Raw genomic sequence first — 25,336 nt, 5'->3', positions numbered from 1 at the left:
GAGGCTCCCTTGCCGGTCCGGCGCCCCCGGTCGCGGTGGACGCCCTGCGCGAGCCGCAGTGTAAAGCCCCCGTGCGGACGCGGAGGCTCCACCGGCCGGCGGACTCGGTGGGGCGGACAATCACGGTCGAAGCTGGTGGGCCGGGCGCTGCGAGCGCGCCTAGTGTCCCGGCCCGTCGGGGCTGCACAGGTCGCGGGCCAGCGGATACGGGTTGACGCGCTCGTCGCCCCCGACCCGCAGCTCCCAGTGCAGGTGCGGCGGAGTGCCGCGCGCGTTCCCGGTGTCGCCGTTCGCGCCGATCTGCTCGCCCGCCTCGACACGGTTGCCGGTGTCGACGTGCAGCTCGGACAGGTGGGCGTAGTAGTAGCGATCGCCGTCGTCGGCCGTCAGGTAGATCACGAGCCCGCCGAGACGATTGCTCGAGGTCCTGACCTGGCCGTCCTCCACCGCGTAGATCGGCATCCCGTGCTCGGCGAACATGTCGATGCCCTGGTGCTGGCGACCTCCGGGGCGCGGCGCCAGCCACGAGTCGGTGAACCCGTGCGGGCTGCCGATCGGGCAGACCATCCCGTCGACCGCCGGGGGCGGCTCGGCGTCCTCGGCGGCCTCCGCCGCCTCGACCCGTCGTCGCACGGCCTGCACCCGGTCGCGGGCGGCCTCGACCCGACCCTCGACCTCCTCCAGGTCCTCGCCGGCCTCCGCGGCCGCCTGCTCCGCGCGGATCGCGTCGCTCTCGGCGCGGGCCGCGGCCTCCTCGGCGTTCGCGAGCGCGAAGTCGAGCTGCTCCTGTGTCTCCTGCAAGCGGTCGGCGGCGTCGTCGAGCCCGACGGCGACGACGTGGTGCTGCTGTGCCTCGTCGGTCGTGCGCTCCTCGAGGTCGCGCGCCGCGAGGAGCCGATCGGCGCCGAGCTCCGCCGCCCGGCCGACGAGGTCCGCGCGGTGCAGCGCGTCGGCAGCGTCCTCGCTCGCGAGGACGAGCTCGATCATGCCGAGGTCCTGCGGGGGGCGCTTGTAGACCTCGGCCAAGTGCTCGCCGAACGACGTGGCCTGCTCGGCCTGGGCCTCGGCCGCCGCCTCGACGCGATCGACCTCTCGATCGCGTTCGCCGGCGACCTGCTCGTAGTGGCCGCGGGCCTCCTCGTACGCCGCGACCGCCTCGTCGAAGGCCTCCTGGTGCTCGACGACCCGCGCCTGCGCCTCCTCGGCCTCCTGACGCGAGACGTCGGCGGCCTCCTCGGCCTCCCGCAGGCGTTCGCGCGTGGACTCGGCCTGCTCCTCGGCCTCCTCGACCTGCTCCTCGACCTCGTCGATCGACGCGATCGCCCCGGGGGCCGCGGCCGCGAGGAGCGGCAACGCAGCGAGCCCGCAGCCCGCGATCGCGACCCGCACAACCCGATTCATCACGGTACGTGATCGGCATCGCCGCGTCGGACCTTGAGCACGAGGACCCTGGAGAGCGCTGCTAAGCTGCCGATGTGGACGCCCGAGCCGGGGACTTGGCGGGACGCGGCGCAGACCAGCTGCTCCGCGACTTGGCCGCTCGTCGGGCGACCGGGCGGCTGACCCTGGGATCGGACGCGCACACCGCTCGCGTCTGGATGCGCGACGGCGCGGTGCTCACCGCGAGTGCCCCCGAGGCGCGGGCCCGCCTCGGCGACCGGCTGACCGGCGCGGGACTGCTCACCCAGCACCAGCTGGACGATGCGCTCGCGATGCAGCGCGGCCTGCGGGAGCGCCGCCGGCTCGGGGAGCTGCTCGTCGAGCAGGGCCACATCGACCGCAGGACGCTCCGCGAGTACGTCGTCGATCAGATCACCGACTCGGTGAGCGCGCTACTCGCGTGGCGCGAGGGCTGGTGGGCCTTCGACCCCGGCGTCGAGACCCACGAGGACATGGCGCTCGACACGAGCGTGGAGAACCTCCTGATGGAGGCCACGCGCCGCTGCGAGGAGTGGCAGGTCATCCGCGACGCGCTCGGGTCGCTCGACTCGGTCGTCGACTTCGTGCCGCGTGAGTCGGGCGCCGAGCTGGCGCTCACCCCCGACGAGTGGTCGCTGCTCACCCGTATCGACGGCAGTGCGACCGTGGCCGAGATCGCCGAGGAAGCGGGCTACGGGCAGGTCGAGACCGCGCGCATCGTCTACGGGCTCGTCACGGCCGGGGTGGTGCAGGTCGTCGACCGGGGGGACGCCGACACGCAAGCGGGTGCGCCCGGCGAGCGGGCGGCTGGCGGTGCGGGCGGCGGGGACGCGGCTGCCGCCGGCGACGCGGCCGGTGGGGACGCGGCTGCTGGCGAGACGGGAGTCGGGGAGGCCGGGTCGCAAGGCGGCCGACCCGAGGGGGCTCCCGACCGCGAGCGGCTGCTCGCCGAATTCGCCGGTCTCGACGACCCGCCCGCCCGCGGCGCGCCACCACCCAGCGGCACGCGGAACCCGACGGGCGACCCCGCGCGGCAGGCGCGTCGGTCACCTCCCCGCCGCGACGAGCGGAGCGAGGGCGACGACCGACGGGGCGGCTTGTTCGGTCGGCGGCGACGCCGCTAGTGACGCGCTCGGGTGTCGCCGCTCGCGGGCCGCGGACCCGGGCGGTCACCGACGAGACCGGATGGACGTGGGTCGAGCCACGAGCCGCGCTACGACGTGCCGCGGCGGCCGCGGTCGTCGTCCCCGGGATCGTGATCGCGGCGTTGCTCGCTGCGGTCGTCGGGCAGCTGCCGACGTTGTTCAGCCTGACGTTGGTGCTGCTGCTGCTCGCCGCGGTCGTGTTCGCGGGGCGGTGGCTCTGGCGCCTGGCGAGCGCGCGGGCAGCCGTCAGCCCGATCGGGTTCGCGGTGCAGCTGGGTGCGGCGCCCACGGAGTTGGCCTGGCGAACGGTCGAGCGGGTGCGCGCCAGCGAGCCGAGCGCCTGGGGGCTCGTCCGCGTCGAGATCGTCCACGAACGTCAAACGACCACCGTGCCCGTGCGCCTCGACCGACGGGTGGCGGCCGCGTGGCTGGGGCGGGCCGCCGAGCTCGCTCCCCCGGGCACCGACGTCGACGTGCCCTCGGCGTAGCGGGTCGACGTAGCGGGTCGAGGTAGCGGGTCGACGTAGCGGCCAGGGTCGCCCGGACGAGGCCGGTCGCCCCCGGATCACTCAAGGCGTGAACGCGACCTCCCACGGCATGATCGGCGCGCGGGGCAGGTTGCGGAAGCGCTCGTAGTCGGCCTCGAGCTCGGTGAGGGCGTCCTCGCGGCTGCCAAAGCCCTCGATGGTCACCCCCTCCTGCTCGAGGTCCTTGTAGATCGAGAAGAAGTGGGCGATCTCGTCGAGGAGGTGCTTGGGAACGTCCGAGAGCTCCTTGACGTACGACCAGCGCGGATCGCTGTCGGGCACGCCGAGGATCTTCGTGTCCCGCCCCTTCTCGTCGGTCATGTAGAAGACCCCGACGACGCGGGCGTCGATCGTGCAGCCCGGGAACGTCGGGTCGGACAGGATCACCATCGCGTCGAGCGGGTCGCCGTCCTCCCCCCACGCGTTGGACACGAACCCGTAGTCACCCGGGTAGTGGACAGCGCTGAAGAGCATCCGGTCGAGCTTGAACCGGCCGCTCCTGGTGTCCCACTCGTACTTGTTGCGCGATCCCTTCGGGATCTCCACGAAGATCTCGACCACATCGCTCATCGTGCGTTCCCCAGTGCCGTGACAGGTGACAGGTGACGTGACAGCGACCCGCGAAGACTCCCCGAGAGTCGGTCGCCGACCCGCAGGGTAGCCGTCGGTGCGCGAGTTTCCCTCGTCGGGGCCTCGTCCGCCGCTGCCGCCGCCGCCGAGGCCTCGCCCGCCAGCACATCGGTCGCCCGCCGGGGCCTCCGCCGCCGCGTCGCGATGGCTCGCGACCCCCCACCCTGACGCGGCGTACACCTCCCCGCGCCTGCGCGGGCAACCGCACCATCCCGCGGCGCGGCGCGGGTAACTGCACCACGAGCGCGCAGCCCTCCCCCGCACACCCGAGCCACCGTGCGGTTACCCGCGCGGGCGCGGGTAACCGCACCACGGCCAGGAGCCGCCCACCTCCGGAGTCCCGTCGCGGTACAGCAGCCCGCGCCGACGCGGGTGACCGTCAGCGCCGAAACGCCCTCGCGGGTAACTGCACCACGAGCGACACGTGCATCCCTCGCCCCGAGCGGGCGCGACCGCGTGACACCCATGGGCGCCCACCCGAACGTCACGATCTGGCCCCGACCGAACGTGACTACCGGACCACGACCGGTAGTCACGACCGAGCCTCGCCCCCGCTACCAGCCGAGCGCGTCGAGCCGGCTGCCCACCGCCCCGGCGAAGCCGGCACCGAAGAGCTCCACGTGCACGAGCAGGTGGTAGAGCTGCAACGCGGGGCGACGGCGCTGCCACCCCTCGGGGAGTGGCCACGTCTCGGCGTACCCCTCGTGGAACGCCGGGGGAAAGCCCCCGAACAGGTCGGCGAACGCCAGCTCGAACTCGCGGTCGGCGCGGTGCACCGCGGGGTCGATCAGCCACCGACCGTCGACAACGTTGCCGTTCCACAGGTCTCCGTGGACGAGGCTCGGGGGGTTGCCGGTCGCGAGCAGGTCCTGCAGCGGCCCGTCGAGGGCTCGCTCGAGGCGGCGCCGCAGCTCCTTCGGTAGGGCGGTGGCGCCGAGCCACGGACGCAGCCGCCGCTCCGCGTAGAACCGCGGCCAGTCGTCATCGGGGTCGTTGGCCTGCGGGAGGCTGCCGATCAGGTTGTCCCGATGCCAGCCGTAGGCCTCTCCCGTATCGGCGTGCATCCCCGCGAGCGCACGGCCGAGATCCCGCCACTCGGCCTCGCCCGGCGGGCCCGCTCCGACCTCCTCGAGCACGAGCACGTCGTCCCCGACCCCCAGCACGGCCGGGACGGGGGCGCCGGCGGCGGCGAGCGCGGCGAGCCCGTCGGCCTCGACCCCCGCGGGGTAGGGCGTGCGCTTCAGCACCGCGGCCCGGCCGTCGGTCAGCTCGACGCGCCAGACGTCGCAGATCGAGCCGCCGCCGAGCGGACGGCCGTCGCGAGCGGTGAGCCCTTCGGGCAGGTCGGGGAGTCGCATGAGTGTCCGGTTAGCGCATGCGTGGCGCTGTCCGGGCGGGCTCGTGTGCACCAGTGCACATGCCTCCGCCCGAACAGACTGCGCCGCTGTCGGTCCGGGCGGGATCGTGTGCATGAGTGCACCGAGGTCCGCCCGGGCGGTACACCGTCGGGCCGGTCACGCGGCCTCCGGCCCGCCACGAACCTGCGCGGGCGCCGTCGGGGCGGTCACGCGGCCTCCAGCTCGCCACGGACGTGCGCGACGACGCCGCGGGCGGCCCGGCGGGCGAGTTCAACGACCTCCTCGAAGCCCTGCGGCCCTCCGAAGTAGGGGTCGGGCACCTCCGCGTCGGCGGGCGCCTGCGGATCGAACTCGCGGAACAGCCGGATCCGTTCCTGGGCATCCTCGGGCGCCATGCGCTGCAGGTCCCGCAGGTTCGCGCGATCCATCGCGAGGACGAGGTCGGCGTGCTCAAGGTCCTCACGCGTGACCTTGCGGCCCTTGCCGTGCAGGTGTAGGCCCGCCTCCTGCGCGGCGCGGCGCATCCGGGAGTCCGGGGGCTCACCCTCGTGGTAGCGACTGGTCCCCGCGCTGTCGACCTCGACGCGAGCGTCGAGCCCCTCCTCGGCGAGCGCTTCCTCTATCGCGGCCTGCGCGGTCGGCGATCGGCAGATGTTGCCCAAGCAGACGGTCACGATTCGCATACGGACGAGCGTAGTACGCAGCGCGCCGCGAAACCGGTTCGCGCTCAGCGCGCCGAGCCCGGCTGGCGCTCGGCGCCGGGTTGCGGCAGCCCCTCCCCGACGCGTGACCGCACTCGCCCGGACACACCGTCGACGGTGACCTCCCCCTCTCCGCGGAGCGCGCCCTCCCGGTCCACCGGCACGAGCGCGAGCGCGATCGAGCCGGCTCCGTCGGGTGCGGCGCTGGTGACCTCGCCCTGCTTGCCGCCCGCGTCGAGCGCAGCGCCCGCGGTCACCGGGGCGTCGAACTCGACCACGCAGAGCGACCGCCGTGGACGACCCAGGTTGTACGTCTTCGCGATCGATTCCTGGCCCGGGTAGCAGCCCTTGTCGAGGTGCACGTGGGTGGGCAGCAGGCCGAGCTCCTGCGGGCGACGGCCGGTGGTGATCTCGGCGCCCCAAGCCGGCTCGCCGAACGCGATGCGCCAGCGGTGCCAGTCCTCGGCCTCCGCCTCGGGCAATCCGAGCGACTCGGCCGCCTCGGCCACCCAGGGAGCGGGGCCGGCGAGATCGATTCCGCCGGACCGGTCCCGCAGCACCACGCCATCCACGCCGACACGAGCCCGCATCGGCGCGTCGGGCGCCCCGACCGCGGAGCCGTCAACGGGCTCTGGACCACGGGCCCGCGCGATGACCCAGTCCGCCGACCGGTCCTCGTTGGGTGCGTCGAGCAGGAACGTGTACCGCGCCAGCTCGTCGGCCAGCGGTGCCGCGACGTCGGGGGGCGTGAGGAGCAGCACGTCGTCCTCGCGCACGACGAGGCGACCGGTGGCCTTGGCGTTGCCCTTCGCGTCGAGGTAGAGGAAGTCGGCCACGTCGCCGGCCTCTCGGCGCTCGGCGTCCTGGCTGAGCAGCGACTGCAGGTAGTTCAACCGGTCGGCGCCGGTCACGACGACCGCGCCGGTGTTGTCGCGCACGTAGGCGGGTGTGTCGACCAGCGGGCTCGCATCCATGCCGCAAGTGTGGCGAGCGCGGGCGACCCCTGCAGCCGCGCACCGGGGCCCGCGCGCGCTGCAGCTCCGGGACGCGGCGGTATGGGGTCGCCGGCGTCCCGCACCGTGGGCCCGCGCGACAGCTCGCAGCCAGAGAGAGGCGCCGGCAACCGCCCTCGGTGGGGGTCGTCGATCGGTCAGGTGGGAGCATGTGGACCACCGATCGTTGCCGTGCGGCGCTGCGACTGTCATGCTCTGAATCACGACGGAAAGGAGGTGGTCCAGTCAATGCATTCCGATACGGCTGTGACGGTCGAGGTGACGAGGCGCTAGGCGTCTCCCGGTCGTACGAAGCTTGAGGCATCCGACCGGATTCTGAGGTGCCTCGCGAATCCAACCTCGTCGCCCGCCCGGCGTCCGTGGGAGCTCGTCACACCCACCCACTCGGACCACCTCCGGTGATCCGAGGCCGAGAGTAAGGAACGGCGGGCGCGAGATGCCTCGCGGCCCGGGCCCAGTGGCCCGGGCCGCTTGCATGTCCAGGGGGGTCCGGAGCGCCCCGACCGGGTCCCGCCGGGAGTTCCGCGGCAGACTCTCCCCGCCATCCGAGGGCCTGGGAGCTACCAGTTCAGCACGGCGTCGGCCTCGGCGAGGCATCCCGCGAGCCGGTCCACCTCGAGCAGCTCAACGCCGTCGACGAGCGCCGCGACGCCGAGGCCGCGCGCGGCGGCGTCCTCGGCGATGGCCTGAACCCGCACCCCGGACTCGACGAGCCCGCGCAGGTCCGCGGCCGAGCTCGCGAGCACGCTCGTCTCGCGCCCGGACGGGCCGGCGACCGCATGCTCCACCGCGTCACCGCGGAGCACGAGCACGAGATCCACGTCGACCGCCAAGGCGTACGCGGTCGCGTCGAGTGCCGGATCCCGGACGCACCACGCCGCGGGCCCCCGCCGCAGGATCGCCACGACCTGTCGCGCCATCAGCGCTCCTCCCCGGCGCCGTCGGCGCGGCCGTGCCCCGGTTGGTCGGGCGCACCGGGCTCCCGCTCGACTCCGTCGGCGCGGCCGTCCCCCGGTTGGTCGGGCACGTCGGACTGCTCCCGACCGCCGGGGTCGGCGGGCCACGCTTCGCCGGTACCCGACCCGGGACCGCCCCCCGAGCCCGGGGAGAGAACGACGTCGGCGGCGCGGACCAGCGCCCACAGCTCGCCGGCATCGCCCTCGACCACCCCGGCGACGTGCCCACGCTCGCCCGGTCCGGACGCGCCGTCGACGCCCGAGCCGGAGGCGCCGTCGACGACCCAGTCGACCGGCGCGTGCTCGACCCCGCGACGCAACAGCCCTGAGATCCGCTCGGCGGCGTGGCTGCCGTGGTGCGACAGCTCCGTCGCCTCGCCGTGCGCGGCGACGCTCACCCGGTGCCCGCGCGCGTGCAGCCGCTCGGCGAGATCGAGGGCCGTGCTCGCCGACTCGTCGCAGCCGCCGAGCACGATCACCACGCGTCGACCCGCCGACGTCACAGCAGCACCACCGCCGCCAACATCACAGCCACACCACCGCCTCCGCCTCCTCGGCCACCAGCACCGCGAGCGTCTCGGTGTCGCATACCTCGACCTCGGTGACCGGGGCGCGCAGACCGCGACGCGCGAGCGCCGCGTCATGCGCGAGCACCCGCACGCCATCGGCACGGGCCGCCCGTAGCGCCGGGCCGTCGACGTGACCGGGCCGCGCGCAGGCCACCGCCGCGTCGAGCAGCGCCACGGTCACGTCGTCGCCCTCGCGGGCCCACCGGCGGGCGGTCCGCAGCTCACGGGCGGGATGGTGGGAGACCAGCAGCGCGCGACGGCGCGACCTCCGCGCCGCGGTGCTCACCGGTCGCCCTTGCGGATCAGCAACCGGATGCCGGGTCGCCCCTGCTCGTCGGTCGCGCGCTCGACCGCCAGCAGTTGGTGCGCCGCCCGGTCCGCCCATCGCGCGAACGCGGCGGGCGAGCCCGGCCCTCCGGCGATGACCTCCAGAACCTCACCGGGATCGAGGGCCGTGATCTCGCGCATCGCGCGCACCACGCCGCTCTCCCTTGGGAGGGCGCGCGCGTCGAGCCGTCGCGCGATGAGCGGCCCCTCCGACCCTCCGCGCGCGAGGCGGAGGCGGCGCACCGGCTCACCCTCGCGTGCGGGACCGTCGCTCACCGACACGGGCAGCTCCGAGCCGGCGAAGACGCCCTCGAGCAGGCCACGCTCGAGGGCATCGGCGAGTTCGGGGCGCTGCTCCCGCACGAGCTGGAATGCGGTGGCGACCCCCGCAACGTCGACGTGGTCATCCCCGGCACCCACGACACGGGCCTGGGGCGCGTGCGGGCGGAGCGCGCCGAGGCCCGACCGCACGGCCGCCTCGAGGTCCTGCGACGGCGGGTCGGGGAGGTCGGCCGGGAACTCCTCGGCGAGCCGTCGTCCCTCGGCGACCGCGATCGCCCGGGCTCGGGCGTCGGCGGGGCGGGGCTCCCCCTCCGCGGGCGCGTCCGCGAGCGCGGCCAGCAACGCCACCTGCAGGCGTGCCCCCGGCAGCACACCGGTCGTCGCCGCGGCCGGGGCGCCGTCGTCGGCGCGGTAGACCTTCGCGGGTCGTCCGCCGCTGGGATGCTTGCGCCGGCCCACCGACAACAGGCCCGCGTCGGCCAGCAGCTCCAGATGGCTGCGGGCGACGTTGGGGTGCAGGTCGAACGCGTCGGCGACCTCCCGCACGCTCCAGGGCTCGCCGTCGGCCAGGAGCCGCTCGTGGATCTGCGCGCGCGTCTGGCTCGCGAACGCGCGATCGACCGACACGGTCTGCTCGCGCCGCTGCCACTGGTCGGCTGGCGCCGTCGTCGTCACCCAGTCCTCCACCACGGGCTCGGCCGCCCGCCTCGGCGCGCCGCACGCTCGGTTTGCACCGTCTGCCAGGTTCCCACTACCTCGACCATGCCAGTATCGGCCAGCACAGTGGGGGAGGCTGCGCGGAAACGGTCACAATGCCCACCCCGTCGATGATGCGAACAGTGCAAACCCGCCCCCGCTGAACGGCGGCAGGAGCGCGACCTCCGCCCCGTCCTCGACCGGCGTGTCGGCGTCGTGGTCGACCGTGTTCCCGTCCACGAGGACGGAGGCGAGCGCGAGGCGGCTCGTGAACGGCTCCCCGTACCGGCGCCGCACCTCCGCGAGGACCTCGGCGACGCTGCCGGCGGGCACCTGGGTCTCGGTCTCCCCCGCGGCCTCGCGCAGGGCCGCGAACATCCGTACCGTAACCGCCACGAAACACCTTCCTGCCATCATGGGTCGCTGAGGGATCCTGGCGGCCCTCCCCTACGAGTCTCGCGCGCCGGCCCGAGGCTCGCCCGGGGTGCGTGGGCCGCCCCGCCGGTCGACGGGCGGGCTGCTACCGTCCGCGCCAGGGACACATCGGGAAGGATCGTTGCGTGCGACTCCTCGTGTTGTCCGACGACACCGCTCGGGCCAAGCAGATGCTGCCCGCACTGGACTTCCTCGACCACGAGCTGGCCACGGGGGACCTCGCCGCCGCGGCCGCCGAGGCCCAGACCGACGTCGACCTCGTCCTCGTGGACGCCACCCGCGACCTCGCCGGGGCGAGCACGACCTGCCGCGAGCTGGCTGCTCGCGACCTCGAGATCCCGGTTCTCGTGGTCGTGTCCGACGGTGGTCTCGCGGCGCTGAAGGCCTCGTGGGGCTTCAACGACTGGTTGCTGCCGAGCGCTCAACCCGCGGAAGTCGAGACCCGGATGCGCCTCGCCGTCGACCGGCACCAGCGGGAGGCCCCGGCGCGCGCCGCGAACGTCGGTGACCTCCAGATCGACGAGGAGACCTACATCGTGCGGCTGCGCGGCCGGCCGCTGGACCTGACCTTCCGCGAGTTCGAGCTGCTGAAGTTCCTCGCCAATCATCCGGGGCGGGTCTACACACGCAGCCAGCTGCTGCAGGAGGTGTGGGGATACGACTACTTCGGCGGCACCCGCACCGTCGACGTGCACATCCGGCGTCTCCGCGCGAAGCTCGGCGCCGAATACGAGCAGCTGATCGGGACGGTGCGCGGCGTCGGATACAAGCTCGATCCTCAGGGGGCGGCCGCCGGCGGGCGCCCCGACGAGCACGGCCAGCAGGGGGACGGGTCCGAATCGCGTTGACCCGGCCCGTTCCCCGAAGCGCATTGACCCGGCCCGTTCCCCGAAGCGCGTTGACCCGCCTCGTTCCGCCGGGCGGCGTCAGCCAGCGGGGCGGCGCAGCTCCGACTCGGGGGCATCGATGGCGGGCGGGACGTTCCGCTGGTAGCAGACCTCGGAGTAGCGCACCGTGAATCCGCGAGCCTCGTAGAGCCGCACCGCCACCTCGTCCTGCCGGTCGACGTACAGCACCGCGATCCGGCATCCGCGGTCGTGCAGGTGGGCGAGCCCCACGTCCAGCAGCGTCCGGCCGAGGCCGCGGCCCTGTACCGCCGGGTCCACGCCGAGGACGTAGACCTCCCCGACCGGCTCGTGCGCAGGCACCTCGTCGGCGTCGTGTCCGTGCCACTTCGTCCAATGGAACCCGAGGAGCTGGTCGCCCTCCCAGGCCATCAGGAGATCCTCCGGGTCGAACCAGGCCAGGGCGCGGCGGCGCTCGAGCTCGGCATGGTCCCAGTTGCCGTTCTCGGGATGCCCCTCGAACGCGGCGTTGTTGACCCGCAGCAACTCCGCGTCGTCGTGGCCGGGGCGGTGCGGGCGGATCTCGACCCCCTCGGGGATCCGCGGCTCGGGCCGCTCGGTCAAGGGGCGGCTCATGAACGCGAGCTCGCGCTGCACCTCGTAGCCGAGCTCGGCAGCGACGGTCCGCCGCGGATCGCTGACCCGATGCACCCACAGGAACATCACCCCGCCGCCCGCGCGGGCGAGCACCCCCTCGGTCTCGGCGAGCAACGCCTGCGCGACCCTGCCGTCGGCGCGCCACTGCGGGTGCACGACGACCTCGACCGCGACCCGCGGGTAGTCGCCGAGCGCGTTCCAGCGCGTGTGGGCATAACCGACCAGCCGGTCGCCCTCGTAGGCCAGCACCCCGGTCCACCCGGTCGCGCCGACCACGAGATGGGCGTACTTGTGCTCCCCGACGGGCTGGTGGCCGTCGAGGCGCGTCGTCTCCTCCAGCAGCTCGACGATCGTGTCGAGGACGTGCTGCTCGAGGCTGGTGTGAAGCTCGATCCGGGCCATGGAGGCGACAGGCTAGCCCGCGACGGGCATCATGCGGACATGGACGTTGGCCAGCGGCTTCGCGATTCCGGGTACCGACTGACGCCCCAGCGGCAACTCGTCTGGGACGTGCTCCGTCACGCCCGGGGGCACCTGACGGCCGAGGAGATCCACGAGCGGGTCTCCGAGACCGTCCCCGACTTCAACGTCGCGAGCGTTTACCGGACGCTGTCGCTGCTGAGCGAGCTCGACCTGGTCCAGGAGGTCAACCTCGGAGACGGCAAGGGACACTGGGAGATCGCGCACAGCGATGAGGACTTCCACCTCGTCTGCCGCGGCTGCGCGACGGTGGAGCACCACACCGGGGACCTCGTGGAGCGACTGCGCGGCCACCTCGGCGAGCAGCACGGCTTCGTCGCCGAGCAGGTCGACATCGTCGTCCACGGCGTGTGCGAGGCCTGCCGCACCGGGGAAGCGACTGGCTAGCGAGCCCCGCACCGGCTCGCTACACTCTCGTCTGCTGCTGCGGCGCAAGCCATGCGTCGTGGGCCGTTAGCTCAACGGGTAGAGCTCCGGACTTTTAATCCGGCGGAGCGGGTTCGAGTCCTGCACGGCCCACGCTCGTGCGGCGGCGAGACCAGGTCACGCTCCGAAGCGAGCGCGGCAGCGCGAATCACATAGGGACCTGTGGAGCAGTCTGGAGTGCTCACCTCCCTGTCAAGGAGGAGGTCGCGGGTTCAAATCCCGTCAGGTCCGCCCTTCGGCCGGCGCCGTGAAGGCGCCGGCCGCATCACCGGGCCACCCGGTCACCGGCCGGGTCGGCAGGTGACCGGGTCAGGTAGCTCAGTAGGTAGAGCGTCCGCCTGAAAAGCGGAAGGTCGGCGGTTCGACCCCGCCCCTGACCACCAGCCACATCGCCTTCTGACCTGCACTTCAGTGTGGTTGACGCTGCTGTGGGTGTCATCGTCGCTCCCTCCTTGCTCACGAATTGCTCACGAAAGCTCTTCGGGGGGCTCGTCGCCGGGGCCCAGCACGAGGTCCGCGATTCGCTCCGCTGCCTGCTGCTGCATGCCGGGGATCACGTGCGAGTAGATGTCGAGTGTGAAGGCCGTCGAGTGATGGCCCAGGCCGGCTGGCTGACCGCCGCTGCGGCGGCCGGCACGGCCCGGATCAAGGTGAAGATGGACCAGGCGGTCGAGTTCGCTGCCGTCTACGGCAACGACTCGGTGGATACCGCGCTGGCGGCCGCGGCCACCGCCGGGCGGTTCGCCGAGGGCGACCTCGCCTCGATCCTGCGCCACCAGCAGCGCGCCGCTGATCCCGACCGGGTCGTGGTGCCCATCAGCGAAAGCCGCAGCCTGCAGCCGGGCACCGCCCAGTGGAAGGAGCTCAGCTGATGAGCACCCCCACTTCCACTTCCACTTCCGAGCAGCTGGCCGGCGAGGTCGACGCGCTCGCCCGCCAGCTGCGCCTGCCGCACCTGCGCAAGGCCGCCGCCGACGTGCTGCCCACCGCCAAAGCCCAACGGTGGGACCCCGCCGAAGTCGTGCGCGTCCTACTCGACGAGGAAGCCCAAGGCCGTGCTGCGGCCACCATCCGCAACCGCCACCACCGCGCCGGGTTCCCCGCCGGCAAGACCTTCGACTCCTGGCACGAGCACGCCTCAACGATCCCCACCGCCACCCAACAGGCGCTGCGCGGCCTCGAGTGGCTCGACCGCGGCGAGAACCTCGCCGTCGTCGGCCCCTCAGGCACCGGCAAAAGCCACCTGCTCGAAGCGCTCGGGCACACCGCCATCGACGCTGGCCGCACCGTCGCCTGGTTCACCATCGAGGGCCTCGGCCGACTCGTCGCCGGCCACCGCGCCGACGACACCGTCACCAAAGCCATCAACCGCGCCATCAAAGCCGACCTCGTCGTCATCGACGACATCGGCCTGCTCCCAGTGCCCACCGAAGCCGCCGAAGCGCTGTTCCGCGTCATCGACGCCGCCTACGAACGCCGCTCCATCGCCATCAGCTCCAACGTCCACCCCGGCGGGTTCGACGAACTCCTCCCAGCAACCATCGCCACCGCCGCCGTCGACCGGTTCATGCACCACGCCCACATCGTCATGACCGAAGGCGACTCCTACCGCTTCGCCCAAGCCCGCGACGGCAAGGGGCTGACCCCACTGACCTGACCCCCGTGGGGAGAACTCGTGACCGCCACTGGGGAGAACCCATGTCCGCCAGCGGGGAGAACTCACGACCGCCACTGGGGAGATCCAGATGTCCGTTGACACTGGAGGACTCCGTGGCGAGGTGTCGCTGGGAGGATCCGCCACGCCCGGAAGCGCAGCGGCAACCCACCCGACGCGCACGAAGCGGCCACCGACCGCCACTCCGTGCTGCCCGCGAACACGCAGGCGCGCCCTCTCGCACCCACCCGCGACGCCTCACGCCGACGACGAACTCAACCGAAGGGTCGCCACCCCCACCCCGGAACCCTTGCGAAGCTGCACGAACAATCTCGGCAAGCCGTTCGGGATGGACGTGTCCGACACTCCCACGCGGATCCAAGAGTTGGCCGTGTAACAATGCCGGGTCGTCCTACATATGCGAGGTGAGAACCTTGGACCGGAGAGGAGCGGTGGCGTGGGCGACCCGGCGTCGTGGCAGCGATTCACGCGCCTGTTTGAGCAGCACTATCGTGCTGTAGTGGCATACGTCTGGCGTCGTGCCGGCGAGCAGGTCGCGAAGGACACTGCGTCGGAGGCCTTTCTCGTGGCGTGGCGACGGCTCGATGAGCTGCCTGGGGGGATGGAGCGGGCGTGGTTGTTCCTCACCGCGCGAAGGGTGCTGGCCAACCACTGGCGCCGACACCGGGAAGCGCTAGGCGACGGGGCGACCTGGGAGTCGCCGGGGGAAAGTTCCGCCGATCCCGCAGACGAAGTGGTGCACCGGCTGCAGGCTGACCGGGTCCTGAGCGCACTGCCTGACTCGGATCGCGAGGTCGTGATGCTCGTCGCTTGGGAAGGGCTCTCCCTCCAGGAACTCGCCGTGGCACTGGACTGCCGGCCCGGGACAGCCAGGGTGCGCTTGCATCGCGCGCGACGCCGTCTCGAGCGGGCCTTGGCTGACGGCGACGGGGAGCCCACGCGGATCGCGTCTGGCCGCAATCGGGAGAGCGCACCGGAGAGGTGAGTGTCAATGAAGCGGATCACGCGGGCGACCGACGATGCGGAAGCGATTCGCGTGCACCTCGCGAACCGCAACCCCTTGGGAGAGGACGAGGTTGCCGAGCGGGTGGACCTGGCTGCAGCCCGCGAGGAACTCGAGCGGGCGATCTCCGATGAGCCGCCAACAGCCGAATCGACCCGCCCGTCTGCGGCGTGGCGCCGGCGCCCGATGGCGACGGCGGCCACCGTGGCGGCGGTCGCCGTCGTCGCCGTGGCGGCACCCGCCCTGTGGCCATTCGGCGAGCAAGGCAGCCCGGGCGCACCCGCGAGCCTCGCGCCGCAGGCGCTCGCCTACTCAGACCAGGCGTACGACAGCGCCGAGGAGCTTGTCGCCGCACTACCCGAGCCCGGCGTGCCGCCGCCGGACCGACCCGTACGCTACGTCCAGGGCGAGGGCATCGGCCTCGACCAGGCGGTGGCCGACGGCGACACCGCGAGCCGCATCGTAGCCAGCCACACCGAGGACTGGATCACCCCCGAGGCGCAGCGGCACACCGTTCGGGGGCACCAAGCACCGACGTTTCCCTCCAGCGAGGACGAGCGCCGCTGGCGCGAGTGGTTCCCCCCGGACGAGGCCGAGCCTTCCGAGCACAGCACCGATCTCTCCGCGCGAGCCGAGGAGATGCGCGAGTTGCCCGCCGAGCCGGACGCCTTGCGGGACCACCTGACCGAGCATTACGAGATCGATGAAAGCAATCAGTCGAGGTTGGTCGGCATCCTCGATCAGTACCTTGGCTCGCCGGTCGCACCTGCCGAGCTTCGGCGCGCCGCCGCCGAGGCGCTGGCCGCGGTGGACGGAGTCGACGCGCTGGGCCAGACGAGCGACCGACTCGACCGCGACATCGTCGCGCTCGGATTCGAGTCCGACGCCTCCGGCTGGCACACCCGCCAGGAGTGGCACTTCGACCCGCACACCGGCGACCGCGTCGGGCAGGAGGAGGTCCTGCTAGAAGATCGCTCCGAGTTCGACCTGGAGCGCGGCCAAGTCATCTCTGGTGGGTGGGTCCTGGAGACCGCATGGGTCCGCGAGGTAGGCGACCGTCCCGACTGACGGGACCGGGGCCGCGCTTCGGGCTTAGGGGACCAGGGGCTCGCCGCAGTCGTAGAGGGCCTTTCATCGCTTGGCAGACCTCCCCGACGGTCGGCCTCGCAACCGAGCCCATGGGCAGATGTCAGCATCGTCACCGCCCTTGCCGGTTCTTGCCTCACGAACACGAGCCGCCCAGAGGACCGAGTGTGCCCCCACCTCCACTCTCTTCGCCGGGCTCGAGGGCACCCCACAGAGGTGGTCGTGGCAGACGACGCGCCCGAGATCCGCGCCGCAGCGCAACCGCGCTGGCCCGACGCAGGCCGCCACCGCGGCGCCAAGCCCTACCCTGCTCGCGTGCCACTTGCACCTCGCCCGGCGCCTGCGCGAGCTGCTCGCCCAACACGAGCTCGACCCCGCGACCCTGCCGGTGGGCGAGGACCTCGCCGCCGCGCTCGACGGCGCCGAGGCCTGGGCTCAGCTCAACGCTCGGCTGCGGCGGGTCGGGTTGTCGCTGGCGTCGACGATGCGCACGGCGCGATGGTCGGCGTTGCCGTCCACGCGGGACGTGTCCAGGCCGTTTCGCCCGGGGAGCGGGCCGGGTGGGGAAGATGGCGGTGAGATACCAGCCATCGCCCTTGCGCGCGTCCGGGTCATAGCCAGCTGGTAGCTCGCGGGCCGCTCGCGCGGCGGCGGGGTTGTCACCGCGGTGAGCGGACGCGGCCGGGTGGCCGTTCTCGTCGACCCACAACAGGCGGCTGCCGCCCGACGCGCACTGGTGCCAAGAGGCGCGCAGGTTGCCGCGGCGGACGGTCCACTGCATGAGATCTGGACCTGGGCACCTTGATACACCGCCAACTGCGGCACGCGACCAAACCACCGGAAACCTGCCCATGATATTGACCGGCATGATAATAGTCCAACGGATACATCACCCTACGCATGCGTCCATGGGCAGTTCATCAGCATCTTCATGTCAAGTGCCCCTCTAGCCGGGCATGTAAGTCACCGAAGCAGTTGCACGGACGGTCAGGCAGCTACCGCACGACCAAAGGAGGGTCACGCGACCAGGCCCGCAAGGAGCGCAAAGGCTGTAGACCAAGAGAATCGGACGCACCTGAGAAGTCTGGCAACTGGTCCCACCCACGTGTGGAACGAATCAGCAAGGCTGACACGAGGAGATGAGAACATTGCCCACTACACGAGTTAACATGATGTCACTGCCCATCATGCTCCTTCTCTTGCTCATGGTGGCGGGTGCCCTCGCGCCGGCCGCGCAGGCCTCCGATCGCGAAGCGAGTGCAGACGAGTCCCAGATGACTACGCCCGCCACCTTCGAAGGCGACCAGATCGATCTCGCGGAGGGGTGGGGCGAGGCTCGGATCTGCCTTGTCTATACCGAGGACCATATCGAATGCTTCGGGTCCGAGACCGATGTGGAGCAGCACTTCGAGGAACGAGCTCGCGCTGCCGGCATCGACCCGGATGAGCAGCCTGCTCCGCAGAACGTCGGTGCGGATGCGTGTCCGGGAGGGTGGTTCGAGGACGAATGGTTCTGCCTCTACGAGTACCGGACCTTCAACGAGGATGCCCCGGCTGGGGTCACCCCGCGGCGCTTGCAGTTTCAGGACGTTGGGCCGTGTCAGAGCCTTTCCCCGTACGGGTTCGCGGAGCAAGCGACATCATGGGTCAACAACCTATCTAACGATACCCGAGTGTTCGACGGTGCCGACCCGAACTGCAACCAGACCGCGGGCTTTCTGACCCTTTCGGGTGAAGCTCAAAGTGCACACCTTGGTGCGTGGAACAATCGCATTTGGTCAATTAGGATCCTCCCCTAGCCCTGACTATTCGCGGGGGTGAGGCGCGGGGTGGGCCGCCTAGGATGAGATGGACCCCCTGGCCTGCGAGGATGCTGCTTGTCGAGAGCACATCCCCAGAACCAGGGGGTTCATAGTGCGGGTGAAGGCTAGCAGCACCGCGGGGCGTTTCGACGTCACCGGCGACAGCGGCGGGGTGGAGGGTCGCGCGGGCGTGTAGGTCGCCAATTGCACGGAGCTGACGCGGGCGCTGTCGGGCGCGCGGTCGGGGGTGCGGTCGTGGCGCGAGCACGACCCTGGGGTGGTGGTCCGCGATTTGGCGGTGATGCTCATCGACGGCGGCGAGTGCGTCTCCGACCTCGCGCTCAGGGATCCTTACTTGTTCGGTGAGCGCGCTGGGCAGGCGACCGCATCGCAGCCCACCGCGTGGCGCACCATCGAGGCCATAGGCGGTAGTGCGGTTCGCTGAACTGCTCCCCGGCGATGAGCTTCTCCTTGAGCCGGGTGGCATCGCCGCGGCCCAGCGGGTTCCACACACCGGGGCCCTCGGGGGTCCACTGCGCGAACGGCACGCCGGCGTGGGCGGCTTCGCCGCGCAGCTGCTCGGCGACCTCGGGGTCGCCCTTGAGGTCGATCACGGCCACGGGGTGCTGCTGGTGCACCAGCGTCCCGGTGAGGTGCAGCGCGGTGGTGGTCTTGCCCGAGCCGCTCGCGCCGACCAGCAGCGCGTGCGCGGCTAGCTGCTCGGTGGTCACCCGCACCGGGTCGCCGCGCGGGTCCATGCCCAGCACCACCGCACCCGCCGGGCGCGACGCGTCGCGCTCGAGGCGGCGGCGCATGCGCGCCGCGCGCCGCGGGTTCGCCCGCGCGGTGGACGATTCGGAGCGCCACGACGGGGCCCGCAACACCGCCCAGCCGCGCGTCGCGGCGGCAGCGAGGCTGCCCGCGGCCACGCTGGCGGGCGCCAGCGCCAACACGCGAGCGGTCCACCCGTCGGCGAGCTGGTCCCACCGTTGCGCAGCGACGAGTTCGCCGAGGGTGCGGTAGACCGCCGCGTACTCCTCGACGATCTCCTCGAGGCCCACCCCGAAGGTCCAGGCCACACCGATGCCAGCTGGCAGCAGCCCCCACCACCAGCTCGCCTGGGCGACCTTCAGCAAGCCGTGCAGCACCAGCCAGACGGCCAGCGCCACCGCCGCCGCGGCGACGACCGCGGCCGCCCCGGCGGCGCGCAGCAGCGTGTCGCGTTGGCGCTGCTGCTCGGGGTCGGCGCCGCCCGATGGCTGCCAGGTGCGCGGCGCGCCGCGGGGGGCCTCGCGAGCGGTGTCGGTCATCCCACCTCCCCGATGCCGTCGCTGGCCGGTGGGCTCCACCCCACGACGCGGACCAGGTGGGTGGCGTCGAGCTCGCGCGCGACCCGTTCGACCAAGCGGCCGACCGTCGGAGTCGGCGTGTAGTAGGTCACCCCGCGCTGCAGATGCCGGCTGCGCACGAACGCGCGCAAGATGCCGCGCAGCCGGCGGGTGCGCTTTGCGGTGAGCTCGAGCTCGACCGCCTCCAGCTCGCCGTCGGGGTGGCGCAGCACCAGGTCGGGGATGTGCAGGTGCGGACGCGGGGACGCGCCCGAGCGATCAGCCAGCGCGACGGCGTACTGCAGCTCGCCGCGCGACTGCGCCGACCCGTCGGCCCGGCGGATCTCGCGCTCGGTCCACAACGCCTCGGCATCGGCCTCCAGGTCGATGGCCAAGCTCACCAACGCCAGGGAGTGCCGGTAGGTGCGCAGGTCCACCGTCGCCGCGGTCAGGTCGACGCCGGTCATGCGCAGCCCCGCCCGCGTGGCGAAGAACACCCCCGGCGCGCCGTGCAGCACATGCCGATGGCCGACCAGGCCCAGCTGGCGCAGCTTGGCCAGCCGCCGGTAGGCCACACGCCAGTGCACCTCCCCAGCGGCGCTGCACCTGCCTGGCCGTCGCGAACCGGTGCCGGCCCAGCCACGCCACGATCTCGCGATCGCGTTCGGTGACCGCCGCCCGCGTCCCCGAGCCCCGCACCGACCCGCCACCGCTTCCCTGCGATCCCGCGCCGCGCCGACGCGCCCGCGCCAGCTCGCCCGAGCCCTGCGGCCAGGCCCACCCGGCAGTGCCCTCCAGCCCGTGCAGTTCCTGCTGTTCACCGTGCTCCCCCATCACCACCGCACCCCGTCCCGCTGCTTCGACTCGCCCGACTCCCCCCGACCGTTCTGGTCTCCGCACCCCGGCCGCTCCAGAGGGACGAAGAGCGGGCGGGGTGCGGAGACGACGAAGGAGAAGAACGGGCGGTCAGCGGGCGATTCGAAGCAGCGGCCTGTACCACCCCGTTGTATAGCGGATTCTACACCCCTTCTGCAATTATCGTGCTGATTATACCCAAACAGCTACTTCCACCGAGCCGGTAGTTCTCGATGGCTCCCCAAACCAAGAGGTAGGCGAAGTAGTAGGACAGGGGCACGACGAGCTCGTCGGCGATGCGCTGGTCGATGTGCTCGAGGTCGTCGGCGTGGCGGGTGACCTCGTGCTCGATCTCGGGAATGACGTCCTCGTGGGCGACAGTCACAGCGGCTCCTTTCACAGCCGGCGGCTGAACTCGGGCAGCGCGCACCGGTCAGCCAGGCGACGCGGTCCTCGTCGAGCAACAGCGCCACGGCCGGGTGGTCGCCGACGAGCACGACCAGCTCGTGGCAGCGGTGACCGACACACGCCGAGCCGTGGGGCGGCAGCGCGCCGCACACGCATCGGCCCTCGGTCCAGCCGGCCCGCTGGCGCCGTTCGTTGAGGTGGATCGCGGGATCGCAGTACACGCACCAGCACGCGCCCGACCGCCCGCCTAGCGCCGCGACCGTGCGACACCCGACGGCTCGGCGGCGGTCCTCATCGGCGCGTCGGCGCTGCCGCGCCGCGCGGTCGGCCTCGGCTCGCGAGGCCAGCGCGCGCTCGTGCTCGGGATCCAGGTAACGCGCCAGCCGACCCGGGTCGCCGCTGGCGGGGTGGCCGGTGTTGGCGGCCGCGAAGCGCACCGGCAGCGGCCAGCCCGCGGGCGTGCGCAGCTGCTGCACCTTCGCCGCGGTGACCACGTCGCTGATGCGCTGCTGGTCGTGGCGGCCCGCGAGGTCCGCGGCGACCGCGGCCGACACCCCCAGATCGCGCAGCCAGTCGACGGCCGCAGGCTCGCGCTCGGGCGGTTGCTGTTGTTGTTCTGTAACAACATCAACATGTCTATAGAGGTGTCCGAAATCACCATGTCCGGTGAACTCGGACACGGGCTCACGCTCGCCCGTGTCCGAATCCTTCGGACACGGCTCACCGCTCCCGCTGGGTGTGTGGGTGAACCGCTCCACACACGCCGACGGGTCCAGGACGTAACGGCACACCTCCCACCGGCCCCGCGCGGGGTCGCGGTACTCCTCCTGGAACACGAAGCCGTACTCGCGCAGCCGGCGCAGGTGCTTGCTGACCGTGTCTTTGTTCAACCCAAGGTTCTCGCCGATGCGGCGCACGTTGGTCTCCGACACCAACCGGCCGTGCTGGTCGATCACCGCGTCCAGCGCGATGTCCTCGAGCACACACCAGGCCGCCAGGCCCACCGCGCGCTTGACCTCGCGGCTGCTGGCAAAGACCTTCGCGAACGGCTCCGCCCGCCCGACGATGCGGCCGTCGGAGAGCACGCGGCCGGTTTCCTGACCGAACGCCATTGCATCGCGGGCCTCGGTGGGCTCCACCCGGGTCGTTTCCTGCGCAGCCACGGGGCTACCGCGTGCCGCGTCCGGCCGCCTTGCTCCTTTCTGGAGCGCTTGGTGGGGTCCGCGGCTGGGCCACCGGGATGCTCACGAGGTGCTCACGATCGCTGCGGAACCCGGAGGGCGAAGGGTGCCGATCGAGGTGTCCCGTGTCAGCGAAACCGCTGGTCAGTGACGCTACGGGAGATCGGGGGGCACGCCTTGGCCACGCTCGTGGCCGCCTGAAAAGCGGAAGGTCGGCGGTTCGACCCCGTCCCTGACCACCAGCCTCATCGCCTTCTGACCTGCAGCTCAGTGCGGTCGGCGCTGCTGCGGGTGCCATCGTCGCGGCTACGCGCTTGGAAGCGGTCCTTCCCGGCGAGGACCCAACTCCGCGGCAGCGCGGAGGGAGGTTGGACCGAGGTTCCTGCGGCTCTCCGCCCTTCGCACGGTGCTGCCCACCGGGACGACCTGGACGACGCTGGGCCGGTGCAGGAGGATGCGATCAGCGGTGACGATCACTGCGGGGTGTCGGAGAGCGGCTACGGAGCCTGCCGGAGGCGCACTTCCTCGTGGGTCGCGCGATCGATCCACACGGTCGTCTTATCGCTACGGGTAGCAGGTGAACCGGGCACCCGATCCGTCCGTAGTAGTGGGCGGGACCGCTCCGGTCGCTGCCCACTCTGATCGGAGTTGTATGGCCCGGGCCGGACGGCGGTTGCTGTACGCGGCGGCGACCAGCGATCGGCTGGAGGGGTTGGTCACGCGTTCTGCGTTCCTACGCCGGCGGGCCCTCGCGCACGCGCGGCGGTACGTGGCCGGCGAGACGCTCGCGGACGCGCTGACCACCACCCGCACCTTGGTCAGTCAGGGACTGGCCGTCAGCGTGGACCGTTTCGGGGAGGGGCTGCACGATCGCGAGGCGATCGGCGCGATCGTCGACGAGTACTGCGAGATGGCCCGCGCGATCGCGAACGTCGATGGGGACCTGGACCTGGAGGTCGTGCCCTCCCACCTCGGGATCGACCTTTCGGTCGAGTACTTCTGCGAGCAGATACGCCAGATAGCGGCGGTCCTGCCCGAAGCGGCTCGCCTGGAGATCAGCGCCGAGGAGAGCCACCGCACCCCGGGCATCGTCGACGCCGAGTTGGCGCTGGCCGCCGAGGGGGTGCCCGTCGTTGCGACCCTGCAGGCGAACCTGCGACGAACGGCCAGCGACGCGCGTCGGCTGGTCGACGCGCAGGTACCGATCCGGCTGGTCAAGGGCGCCTACCTGGAACCGGCGAACGTGGCCTACCCGTGGGGGAGATCGGTCGACGTCGCGTTCGTCCGGCTCGCCCACCAGATCAACCACGACGGTGGCAGGCTGACGCTCGCCACCCACGATGCGGTCATCCGTGAAGCGCTGCTGCCGGCCGTGGACGGTGTCGGGATCGAGATGCTGCTCGGCGTACACACCGAGGATGCGGTCGATCTCCTCGCTCGGGGACACCACGTGCGGATCTACGTGCCCTACGGCAGCGAGTGGTTTCGCTACTGGATGCGACGCGTCGCGAGAGCCGCGGCGCCTGACCCGGTCCAGACCTGCCGAGAAGTCACCAGCGCCGCAACGGTGCACTGATCGTCAACGGTTCCGGGGCGCGTCCGAAAGGCAGGGACCGAGGCAGGATCTCGTGGCTTCCGCGGGTTCGGTGTCCGCTGTCAGGTCTTGATGCGGCCCGTTTCGTAGGCCCACATCGCGATCTCGACGCGGTTCCGGGCGTCGAGCTTGCGCATGAGGCTGGCCAGGTGGGTCTTGACGGTGCTGATGCTGATATGCAGGTCGTCGGCGATCTCGCTGTTGGTCCACCCCTGGGCGACCGGCATGAGGACCTGCTCCTCCCGGCTGGTGAGCGGTTCGATCGGCTGCGGGGGGTTCGGCTGGCGCGGGTGTCGGCGAAGGCTGCGAGGAGCCGCGCGGTGACACTCGGCGCGATGAGCGCGTCTCCGTGCGCGGCCGCGTGGAGCGCCTGGGTGAGCAGGGCGGGGCCGGCGTCTTTGAGCAGGAACCCTCGGGCGCCGGCCTTCAACGCCGCGTACACGTAGTCGTCCAGGTCGAAGGTGGTGATCACCACGACCGCCAGCGGGTCGGCCACGTCGGGTCCGGCGAGCTGGCGGGTGGCCTCGATCCCGTCCAGGCGGGGCATGCGGATGTCGAACAGGCAGACGTCGGGGCGGAGCGTGCGGGCGAGTGCGACCGCCTCGCTCCCGTCGGCCGCCTCGCCGACCACCGCGATGCCCGGCTGGGCGTCGAGGATCATCCCGAGCCCCGCGCGGACGATGTCCTGGTCGTCGGCGATGAGCACGCGAATGGTCATCGCGTCGCGACACTCCGCGGCAGCACCGCGTCGACCGTCCAGCCGCCCTCGGGGTCGGGTCCGGCTTGCAGCATGCCGCCGAGCAGGCTCGCACGCTCGGCCATGCCGATGAGCCCGTAGCCTCCCGGCTTCTGCGCGGTGGTGCGGTCAGCGCCGTCGTCGTGGACGGTCAGGCGTACCCGGTCGCCCTCGTCGGCGACCTGGACGATGATCCGGGTTGCGTGGGTGGCGTGGCGCACCGCGTTGGTGACCGCTTCTTGGGCGATCCGGTACAGCGCAGCCCCGACGGCGGGGCTCACGTGGTCGAAGGCGCCGGACAGCTGCACGTCGACACGGGGAGCTCCCCCGTCGCCGCGGGCGAGCTGTTCGATGTTCGCCACGCTTGGTTGCGGGGCGCGGTCCGGTTCTGCCCCCTCGCGTAGCACGCCGACGATGGAGCGCATCTCCTCCAGCGTCCTCGACGCCGCTTCCTCGATGGTTCCGAGCGTGACCAGAGCGCGGTCCGGGTCGGATGCTGCCACGGCGCGCCCGGCCTGGGCCTGGATGGCGATGGCCGAGACGTGGTGGCCCACCGTGTCGTGGAGCTCGCGGGCGAGATCGTTGCGCTGGCGGAGCGTGGCCTGCTCGACGTCGCGGATGCGCGTGTTGGCGTAGAAGCGGATCGCGGCGCCGAGCGCGGCAGAGAACAGGAAGAACCCGTAGCCGGCCACCACCTCGGCCGCGCCGGCCGGGTCGGCAACGTGAGTGGCGCCAAGCCAGACCACGACGATCCCGAGACCGATCGCGGCCTCGCGGCCGGCGCCCCAGCGAAACAGGGCGTAGGGCAGGAGCAGCGCAGCCGCCACGCTCCACAGCAGCCCAGTCTCGCCGGCGGCGAAGATCCTTGCGACGTCGACGACGGTGAGGGTTGCGAATGAGACCGCCACGGCGGCCAGGGGATGGGTGCGCCGCCACAACAGGCAGAGCGCGACCACGAGGCTGGCGGCGAGCATCACCGGGCGCCACGCCAGCTCCTGGCGCAGCAGCACCTCCATGAGCGACCACGACCCGAGCGCGCCGACGAGCGCCCAGTCCCACCACACCCGGACGGGCGCATGCGCAGGGCGGGGTTCGGTCCACAGCACCCGGAGGGCGTCTCCCACCATGCCCAACAGCGTAGGGACATCGCGCCCCTGGCGGATCAGCCAAAGGGACGAGACACGTGTCGTGCCCGCGGCCAG

At 72.1% G+C, this 25,336-nt stretch carries 26 protein-coding genes, 4 tRNA genes and 1 pseudogene; 15 read left to right on the top strand and 16 right to left on the bottom strand.

Annotation, left to right across the window (positions count from 1 at the left end; translation table 11 throughout):
• Positions 1 to 159: 159 nt before the first annotated feature.
• On the bottom strand, positions 160 to 1,401 hold the full coding sequence (locus ER308_RS12200; RefSeq protein WP_131155247.1) for a M23 family metallopeptidase: 1,242 nt from the start codon (positions 1,399 to 1,401) through the stop codon (positions 160 to 162).
• 74 nt (positions 1,402 to 1,475) lie between these two features.
• Here ER308_RS12200 and ER308_RS12195 point away from each other — a divergent pair, with 74 nt between their 5' ends.
• Together ER308_RS12195 and ER308_RS12190 are read left to right on the top strand one after the other, a co-directional pair.
• On the top strand, positions 1,476 to 2,543 hold the full coding sequence (locus ER308_RS12195; protein ID WP_131155246.1) for a DUF4388 domain-containing protein: 1,068 nt from the start codon (positions 1,476 to 1,478) through the stop codon (positions 2,541 to 2,543).
• Positions 2,543 to 3,052 (top strand): hypothetical protein, encoded by a 510-nt coding sequence (locus ER308_RS12190; RefSeq protein WP_131155245.1) that lies wholly within the window; start codon positions 2,543 to 2,545, stop codon positions 3,050 to 3,052. Before ER308_RS12195 ends, ER308_RS12190 begins: the two co-directional genes overlap by 1 nt.
• An 81-nt stretch (positions 3,053 to 3,133) precedes the next feature.
• Here ER308_RS12190 and ER308_RS12185 read toward each other — a convergent pair whose 3' ends face one another.
• From ER308_RS12185 to ER308_RS12145, 9 genes are all read right to left on the bottom strand, one after another.
• A complete protein-coding gene (locus ER308_RS12185; protein WP_131155244.1) occupies positions 3,134 to 3,661 on the bottom strand; it encodes an inorganic diphosphatase in 528 nt (175 codons plus the stop codon).
• 614 nt (positions 3,662 to 4,275) lie between these two features.
• Positions 4,276 to 5,079, bottom strand: coding sequence for a fructosamine kinase family protein (locus ER308_RS12180; RefSeq protein ID WP_165492040.1), 804 nt, complete (start codon positions 5,077 to 5,079; stop codon positions 4,276 to 4,278).
• Positions 5,080 to 5,285: 206 nt separating this feature from the next.
• Positions 5,286 to 5,762, bottom strand: coding sequence for a low molecular weight protein-tyrosine-phosphatase (locus ER308_RS12175; protein WP_131155242.1), 477 nt, complete (start codon positions 5,760 to 5,762; stop codon positions 5,286 to 5,288).
• A gap of 44 nt (positions 5,763 to 5,806) precedes the next feature.
• Positions 5,807 to 6,754 (bottom strand): CAF17-like 4Fe-4S cluster assembly/insertion protein YgfZ, encoded by a 948-nt coding sequence (gene ygfZ, locus ER308_RS12170; RefSeq protein WP_131155241.1) that lies wholly within the window; start codon positions 6,752 to 6,754, stop codon positions 5,807 to 5,809.
• Between the two features lie 599 nt (positions 6,755 to 7,353).
• Positions 7,354 to 7,713, bottom strand: a complete 360-nt coding sequence (locus ER308_RS12165) for a DsrE family protein (protein WP_131155240.1) — start codon at positions 7,711 to 7,713, stop codon at positions 7,354 to 7,356.
• The gene (locus ER308_RS12160; RefSeq protein WP_131155239.1) at positions 7,713 to 8,231 is read right to left on the bottom strand and encodes a hypothetical protein; all 519 of its coding nucleotides are present in this window, start codon (positions 8,229 to 8,231) and stop codon (positions 7,713 to 7,715) included. Before ER308_RS12160 ends, ER308_RS12165 begins: the two co-directional genes overlap by 1 nt.
• Positions 8,232 to 8,274: 43 nt before the next feature.
• Positions 8,275 to 8,604 (bottom strand): hypothetical protein, encoded by a 330-nt coding sequence (locus ER308_RS12155; protein ID WP_131155238.1) that lies wholly within the window; start codon positions 8,602 to 8,604, stop codon positions 8,275 to 8,277.
• Positions 8,601 to 9,602, bottom strand: coding sequence for a helix-turn-helix domain-containing protein (locus tag ER308_RS12150; protein WP_131155237.1), 1,002 nt, complete (start codon positions 9,600 to 9,602; stop codon positions 8,601 to 8,603). Before ER308_RS12150 ends, ER308_RS12155 begins: the two co-directional genes overlap by 4 nt.
• Positions 9,603 to 9,734: 132 nt before the next feature.
• The gene (locus ER308_RS12145) at positions 9,735 to 10,019 is read right to left on the bottom strand and encodes a MoaD/ThiS family protein (protein WP_165492039.1); all 285 of its coding nucleotides are present in this window, start codon (positions 10,017 to 10,019) and stop codon (positions 9,735 to 9,737) included.
• Positions 10,020 to 10,183: 164 nt separating this feature from the next.
• Here ER308_RS12145 and ER308_RS12140 point away from each other — a divergent pair, with 164 nt between their 5' ends.
• Positions 10,184 to 10,906, top strand: coding sequence for a winged helix-turn-helix transcriptional regulator (locus ER308_RS12140; protein ID WP_205745586.1), 723 nt, complete (start codon positions 10,184 to 10,186; stop codon positions 10,904 to 10,906).
• A 78-nt stretch (positions 10,907 to 10,984) separates the two neighbouring features.
• Here ER308_RS12140 and mshD read toward each other — a convergent pair whose 3' ends face one another.
• Positions 10,985 to 11,962 (bottom strand): mycothiol synthase, encoded by a 978-nt coding sequence (mshD, locus tag ER308_RS12135; RefSeq protein ID WP_131155235.1) that lies wholly within the window; start codon positions 11,960 to 11,962, stop codon positions 10,985 to 10,987.
• 39 nt (positions 11,963 to 12,001) lie between these two features.
• Here mshD and ER308_RS12130 point away from each other — a divergent pair, with 39 nt between their 5' ends.
• The 10 genes from ER308_RS12130 to ER308_RS12085 all read left to right on the top strand — a co-directional run bounded on the left by ER308_RS12130 (position 12,002) and on the right by ER308_RS12085 (position 18,029).
• Entirely contained in the window at positions 12,002 to 12,427 is a 426-nt protein-coding gene (locus ER308_RS12130; RefSeq protein WP_165492038.1) for a Fur family transcriptional regulator, read from the top strand.
• Between the two features lie 60 nt (positions 12,428 to 12,487).
• Positions 12,488 to 12,559: transfer RNA gene (locus ER308_RS12125), tRNA-Lys, on the top strand.
• A gap of 63 nt (positions 12,560 to 12,622) precedes the next feature.
• Positions 12,623 to 12,697 (top strand) — tRNA-Asp (locus tag ER308_RS12120).
• Positions 12,698 to 12,773: 76 nt separating this feature from the next.
• Positions 12,774 to 12,849: transfer RNA gene (locus ER308_RS12115), tRNA-Phe, on the top strand.
• Between the two features lie 210 nt (positions 12,850 to 13,059).
• Entirely contained in the window at positions 13,060 to 13,338 is a 279-nt protein-coding gene (locus tag ER308_RS21615; protein WP_205745585.1) for a hypothetical protein, read from the top strand.
• Positions 13,338 to 14,123 carry an IS21-like element helper ATPase IstB gene (gene istB / locus ER308_RS12105; RefSeq protein ID WP_131155233.1) on the top strand — a complete coding sequence of 262 codons (786 nt, stop codon included), beginning with the start codon at positions 13,338 to 13,340 and terminating at the stop codon, positions 14,121 to 14,123. The genes ER308_RS21615 and istB overlap by 1 nt, the downstream gene beginning before the upstream one ends.
• A gap of 415 nt (positions 14,124 to 14,538) precedes the next feature.
• Complete coding sequence (locus tag ER308_RS12100; protein ID WP_131155232.1) at positions 14,539 to 15,126, top strand: RNA polymerase sigma factor; 588 nt, start codon at positions 14,539 to 14,541, stop codon at positions 15,124 to 15,126.
• A gap of 6 nt (positions 15,127 to 15,132) precedes the next feature.
• Complete coding sequence (locus ER308_RS12095; protein ID WP_131155231.1) at positions 15,133 to 16,212, top strand: CU044_5270 family protein; 1,080 nt, start codon at positions 15,133 to 15,135, stop codon at positions 16,210 to 16,212.
• A gap of 340 nt (positions 16,213 to 16,552) precedes the next feature.
• The gene (locus tag ER308_RS12090) at positions 16,553 to 16,858 is read left to right on the top strand and encodes a hypothetical protein (protein WP_131155230.1); all 306 of its coding nucleotides are present in this window, start codon (positions 16,553 to 16,555) and stop codon (positions 16,856 to 16,858) included.
• A gap of 541 nt (positions 16,859 to 17,399) precedes the next feature.
• Positions 17,400 to 18,029 (top strand): hypothetical protein, encoded by a 630-nt coding sequence (locus ER308_RS12085; protein WP_131155229.1) that lies wholly within the window; start codon positions 17,400 to 17,402, stop codon positions 18,027 to 18,029.
• A gap of 344 nt (positions 18,030 to 18,373) precedes the next feature.
• On the opposite strand, the gene ER308_RS12080 is transcribed toward ER308_RS12085, so the two are convergent.
• From ER308_RS12080 to ER308_RS12070, 3 genes are all read right to left on the bottom strand, one after another.
• On the bottom strand, positions 18,374 to 19,342 hold the full coding sequence (locus tag ER308_RS12080; RefSeq protein WP_131155228.1) for an FtsK/SpoIIIE domain-containing protein: 969 nt from the start codon (positions 19,340 to 19,342) through the stop codon (positions 18,374 to 18,376).
• Positions 19,339 to 19,947, bottom strand: a complete 609-nt coding sequence (locus ER308_RS12075) for a hypothetical protein (protein WP_131155227.1) — start codon at positions 19,945 to 19,947, stop codon at positions 19,339 to 19,341. Before ER308_RS12075 ends, ER308_RS12080 begins: the two co-directional genes overlap by 4 nt.
• A gap of 474 nt (positions 19,948 to 20,421) precedes the next feature.
• Entirely contained in the window at positions 20,422 to 21,786 is a 1,365-nt protein-coding gene (locus tag ER308_RS12070) for a transcriptional regulator (protein WP_131155226.1), read from the bottom strand.
• A gap of 160 nt (positions 21,787 to 21,946) precedes the next feature.
• Between ER308_RS12070 and ER308_RS12065 the strand changes: the two genes are divergently transcribed.
• Together ER308_RS12065 and ER308_RS12060 are read left to right on the top strand one after the other, a co-directional pair.
• Positions 21,947 to 22,046 (top strand) — tRNA-Phe (locus tag ER308_RS12065).
• A gap of 410 nt (positions 22,047 to 22,456) precedes the next feature.
• Entirely contained in the window at positions 22,457 to 23,380 is a 924-nt protein-coding gene (locus tag ER308_RS12060; RefSeq protein ID WP_131155225.1) for a proline dehydrogenase family protein, read from the top strand.
• Between the two features lie 80 nt (positions 23,381 to 23,460).
• Here the strand turns inward: ER308_RS12060 and ER308_RS22815 are convergent.
• Positions 23,461 to 24,116, bottom strand: a pseudogene (locus tag ER308_RS22815) (response regulator).
• Complete coding sequence (locus ER308_RS12050) at positions 24,113 to 25,261, bottom strand: sensor histidine kinase (protein WP_131155224.1); 1,149 nt, start codon at positions 25,259 to 25,261, stop codon at positions 24,113 to 24,115. The pseudogene ER308_RS22815 and the gene ER308_RS12050 overlap by 4 nt, the downstream one beginning before the upstream one ends.
• Positions 25,262 to 25,336 lie beyond the last annotated feature (75 nt).

The organism is Egibacter rhizosphaerae (assembly GCF_004322855.1).
Taxonomy (GTDB): Bacteria; Actinomycetota; Nitriliruptoria; order Euzebyales; family Egibacteraceae; genus Egibacter; species Egibacter rhizosphaerae.
The sequence above is the reverse complement of the archived record's forward strand: the minus strand, read 5'-3'. Positions and strand labels throughout refer to the sequence as shown.

Excerpts from the sequence above, each read along its gene's own strand:
- ER308_RS12050 (WP_131155224.1), bottom strand. The coding sequence starts at position 25,261 with ATGGTGGGAGACGCCCTCCGGGTGCTGTGGACCGAACCCCGCCCTGCG.
- ER308_RS12185 (WP_131155244.1), bottom strand. The coding sequence starts at position 3,661 with ATGAGCGATGTGGTCGAGATCTTCGTGGAGATCCCGAAGGGATCGCGC.
- ER308_RS12085 (WP_131155229.1), top strand. The coding sequence starts at position 17,400 with ATGATGTCACTGCCCATCATGCTCCTTCTCTTGCTCATGGTGGCGGGT.
- ER308_RS12175 (WP_131155242.1), bottom strand. The coding sequence starts at position 5,762 with ATGCGAATCGTGACCGTCTGCTTGGGCAACATCTGCCGATCGCCGACC.
- ER308_RS12095 (WP_131155231.1), top strand. The coding sequence starts at position 15,133 with ATGAAGCGGATCACGCGGGCGACCGACGATGCGGAAGCGATTCGCGTG.
- istB (WP_131155233.1), top strand. The coding sequence starts at position 13,338 with ATGAGCACCCCCACTTCCACTTCCACTTCCGAGCAGCTGGCCGGCGAG.
- ER308_RS12180 (WP_165492040.1), bottom strand. The coding sequence starts at position 5,079 with ATGCGACTCCCCGACCTGCCCGAAGGGCTCACCGCTCGCGACGGCCGT.
- ER308_RS21615 (WP_205745585.1), top strand. The coding sequence starts at position 13,060 with ATGGCCCAGGCCGGCTGGCTGACCGCCGCTGCGGCGGCCGGCACGGCC.
- ER308_RS12200 (WP_131155247.1), bottom strand. The coding sequence starts at position 1,401 with ATGAATCGGGTTGTGCGGGTCGCGATCGCGGGCTGCGGGCTCGCTGCG.
- ygfZ (WP_131155241.1), bottom strand. The coding sequence starts at position 6,754 with ATGGATGCGAGCCCGCTGGTCGACACACCCGCCTACGTGCGCGACAAC.
- mshD (WP_131155235.1), bottom strand. The coding sequence starts at position 11,962 with ATGGCCCGGATCGAGCTTCACACCAGCCTCGAGCAGCACGTCCTCGAC.
- ER308_RS12080 (WP_131155228.1), bottom strand. The coding sequence starts at position 19,342 with ATGACCGACACCGCTCGCGAGGCCCCCCGCGGCGCGCCGCGCACCTGG.
- ER308_RS12060 (WP_131155225.1), top strand. The coding sequence starts at position 22,457 with ATGGCCCGGGCCGGACGGCGGTTGCTGTACGCGGCGGCGACCAGCGAT.
- ER308_RS12165 (WP_131155240.1), bottom strand. The coding sequence starts at position 7,713 with ATGGCGCGACAGGTCGTGGCGATCCTGCGGCGGGGGCCCGCGGCGTGG.
- ER308_RS12100 (WP_131155232.1), top strand. The coding sequence starts at position 14,539 with ATGCGAGGTGAGAACCTTGGACCGGAGAGGAGCGGTGGCGTGGGCGAC.
- ER308_RS12130 (WP_165492038.1), top strand. The coding sequence starts at position 12,002 with ATGGACGTTGGCCAGCGGCTTCGCGATTCCGGGTACCGACTGACGCCC.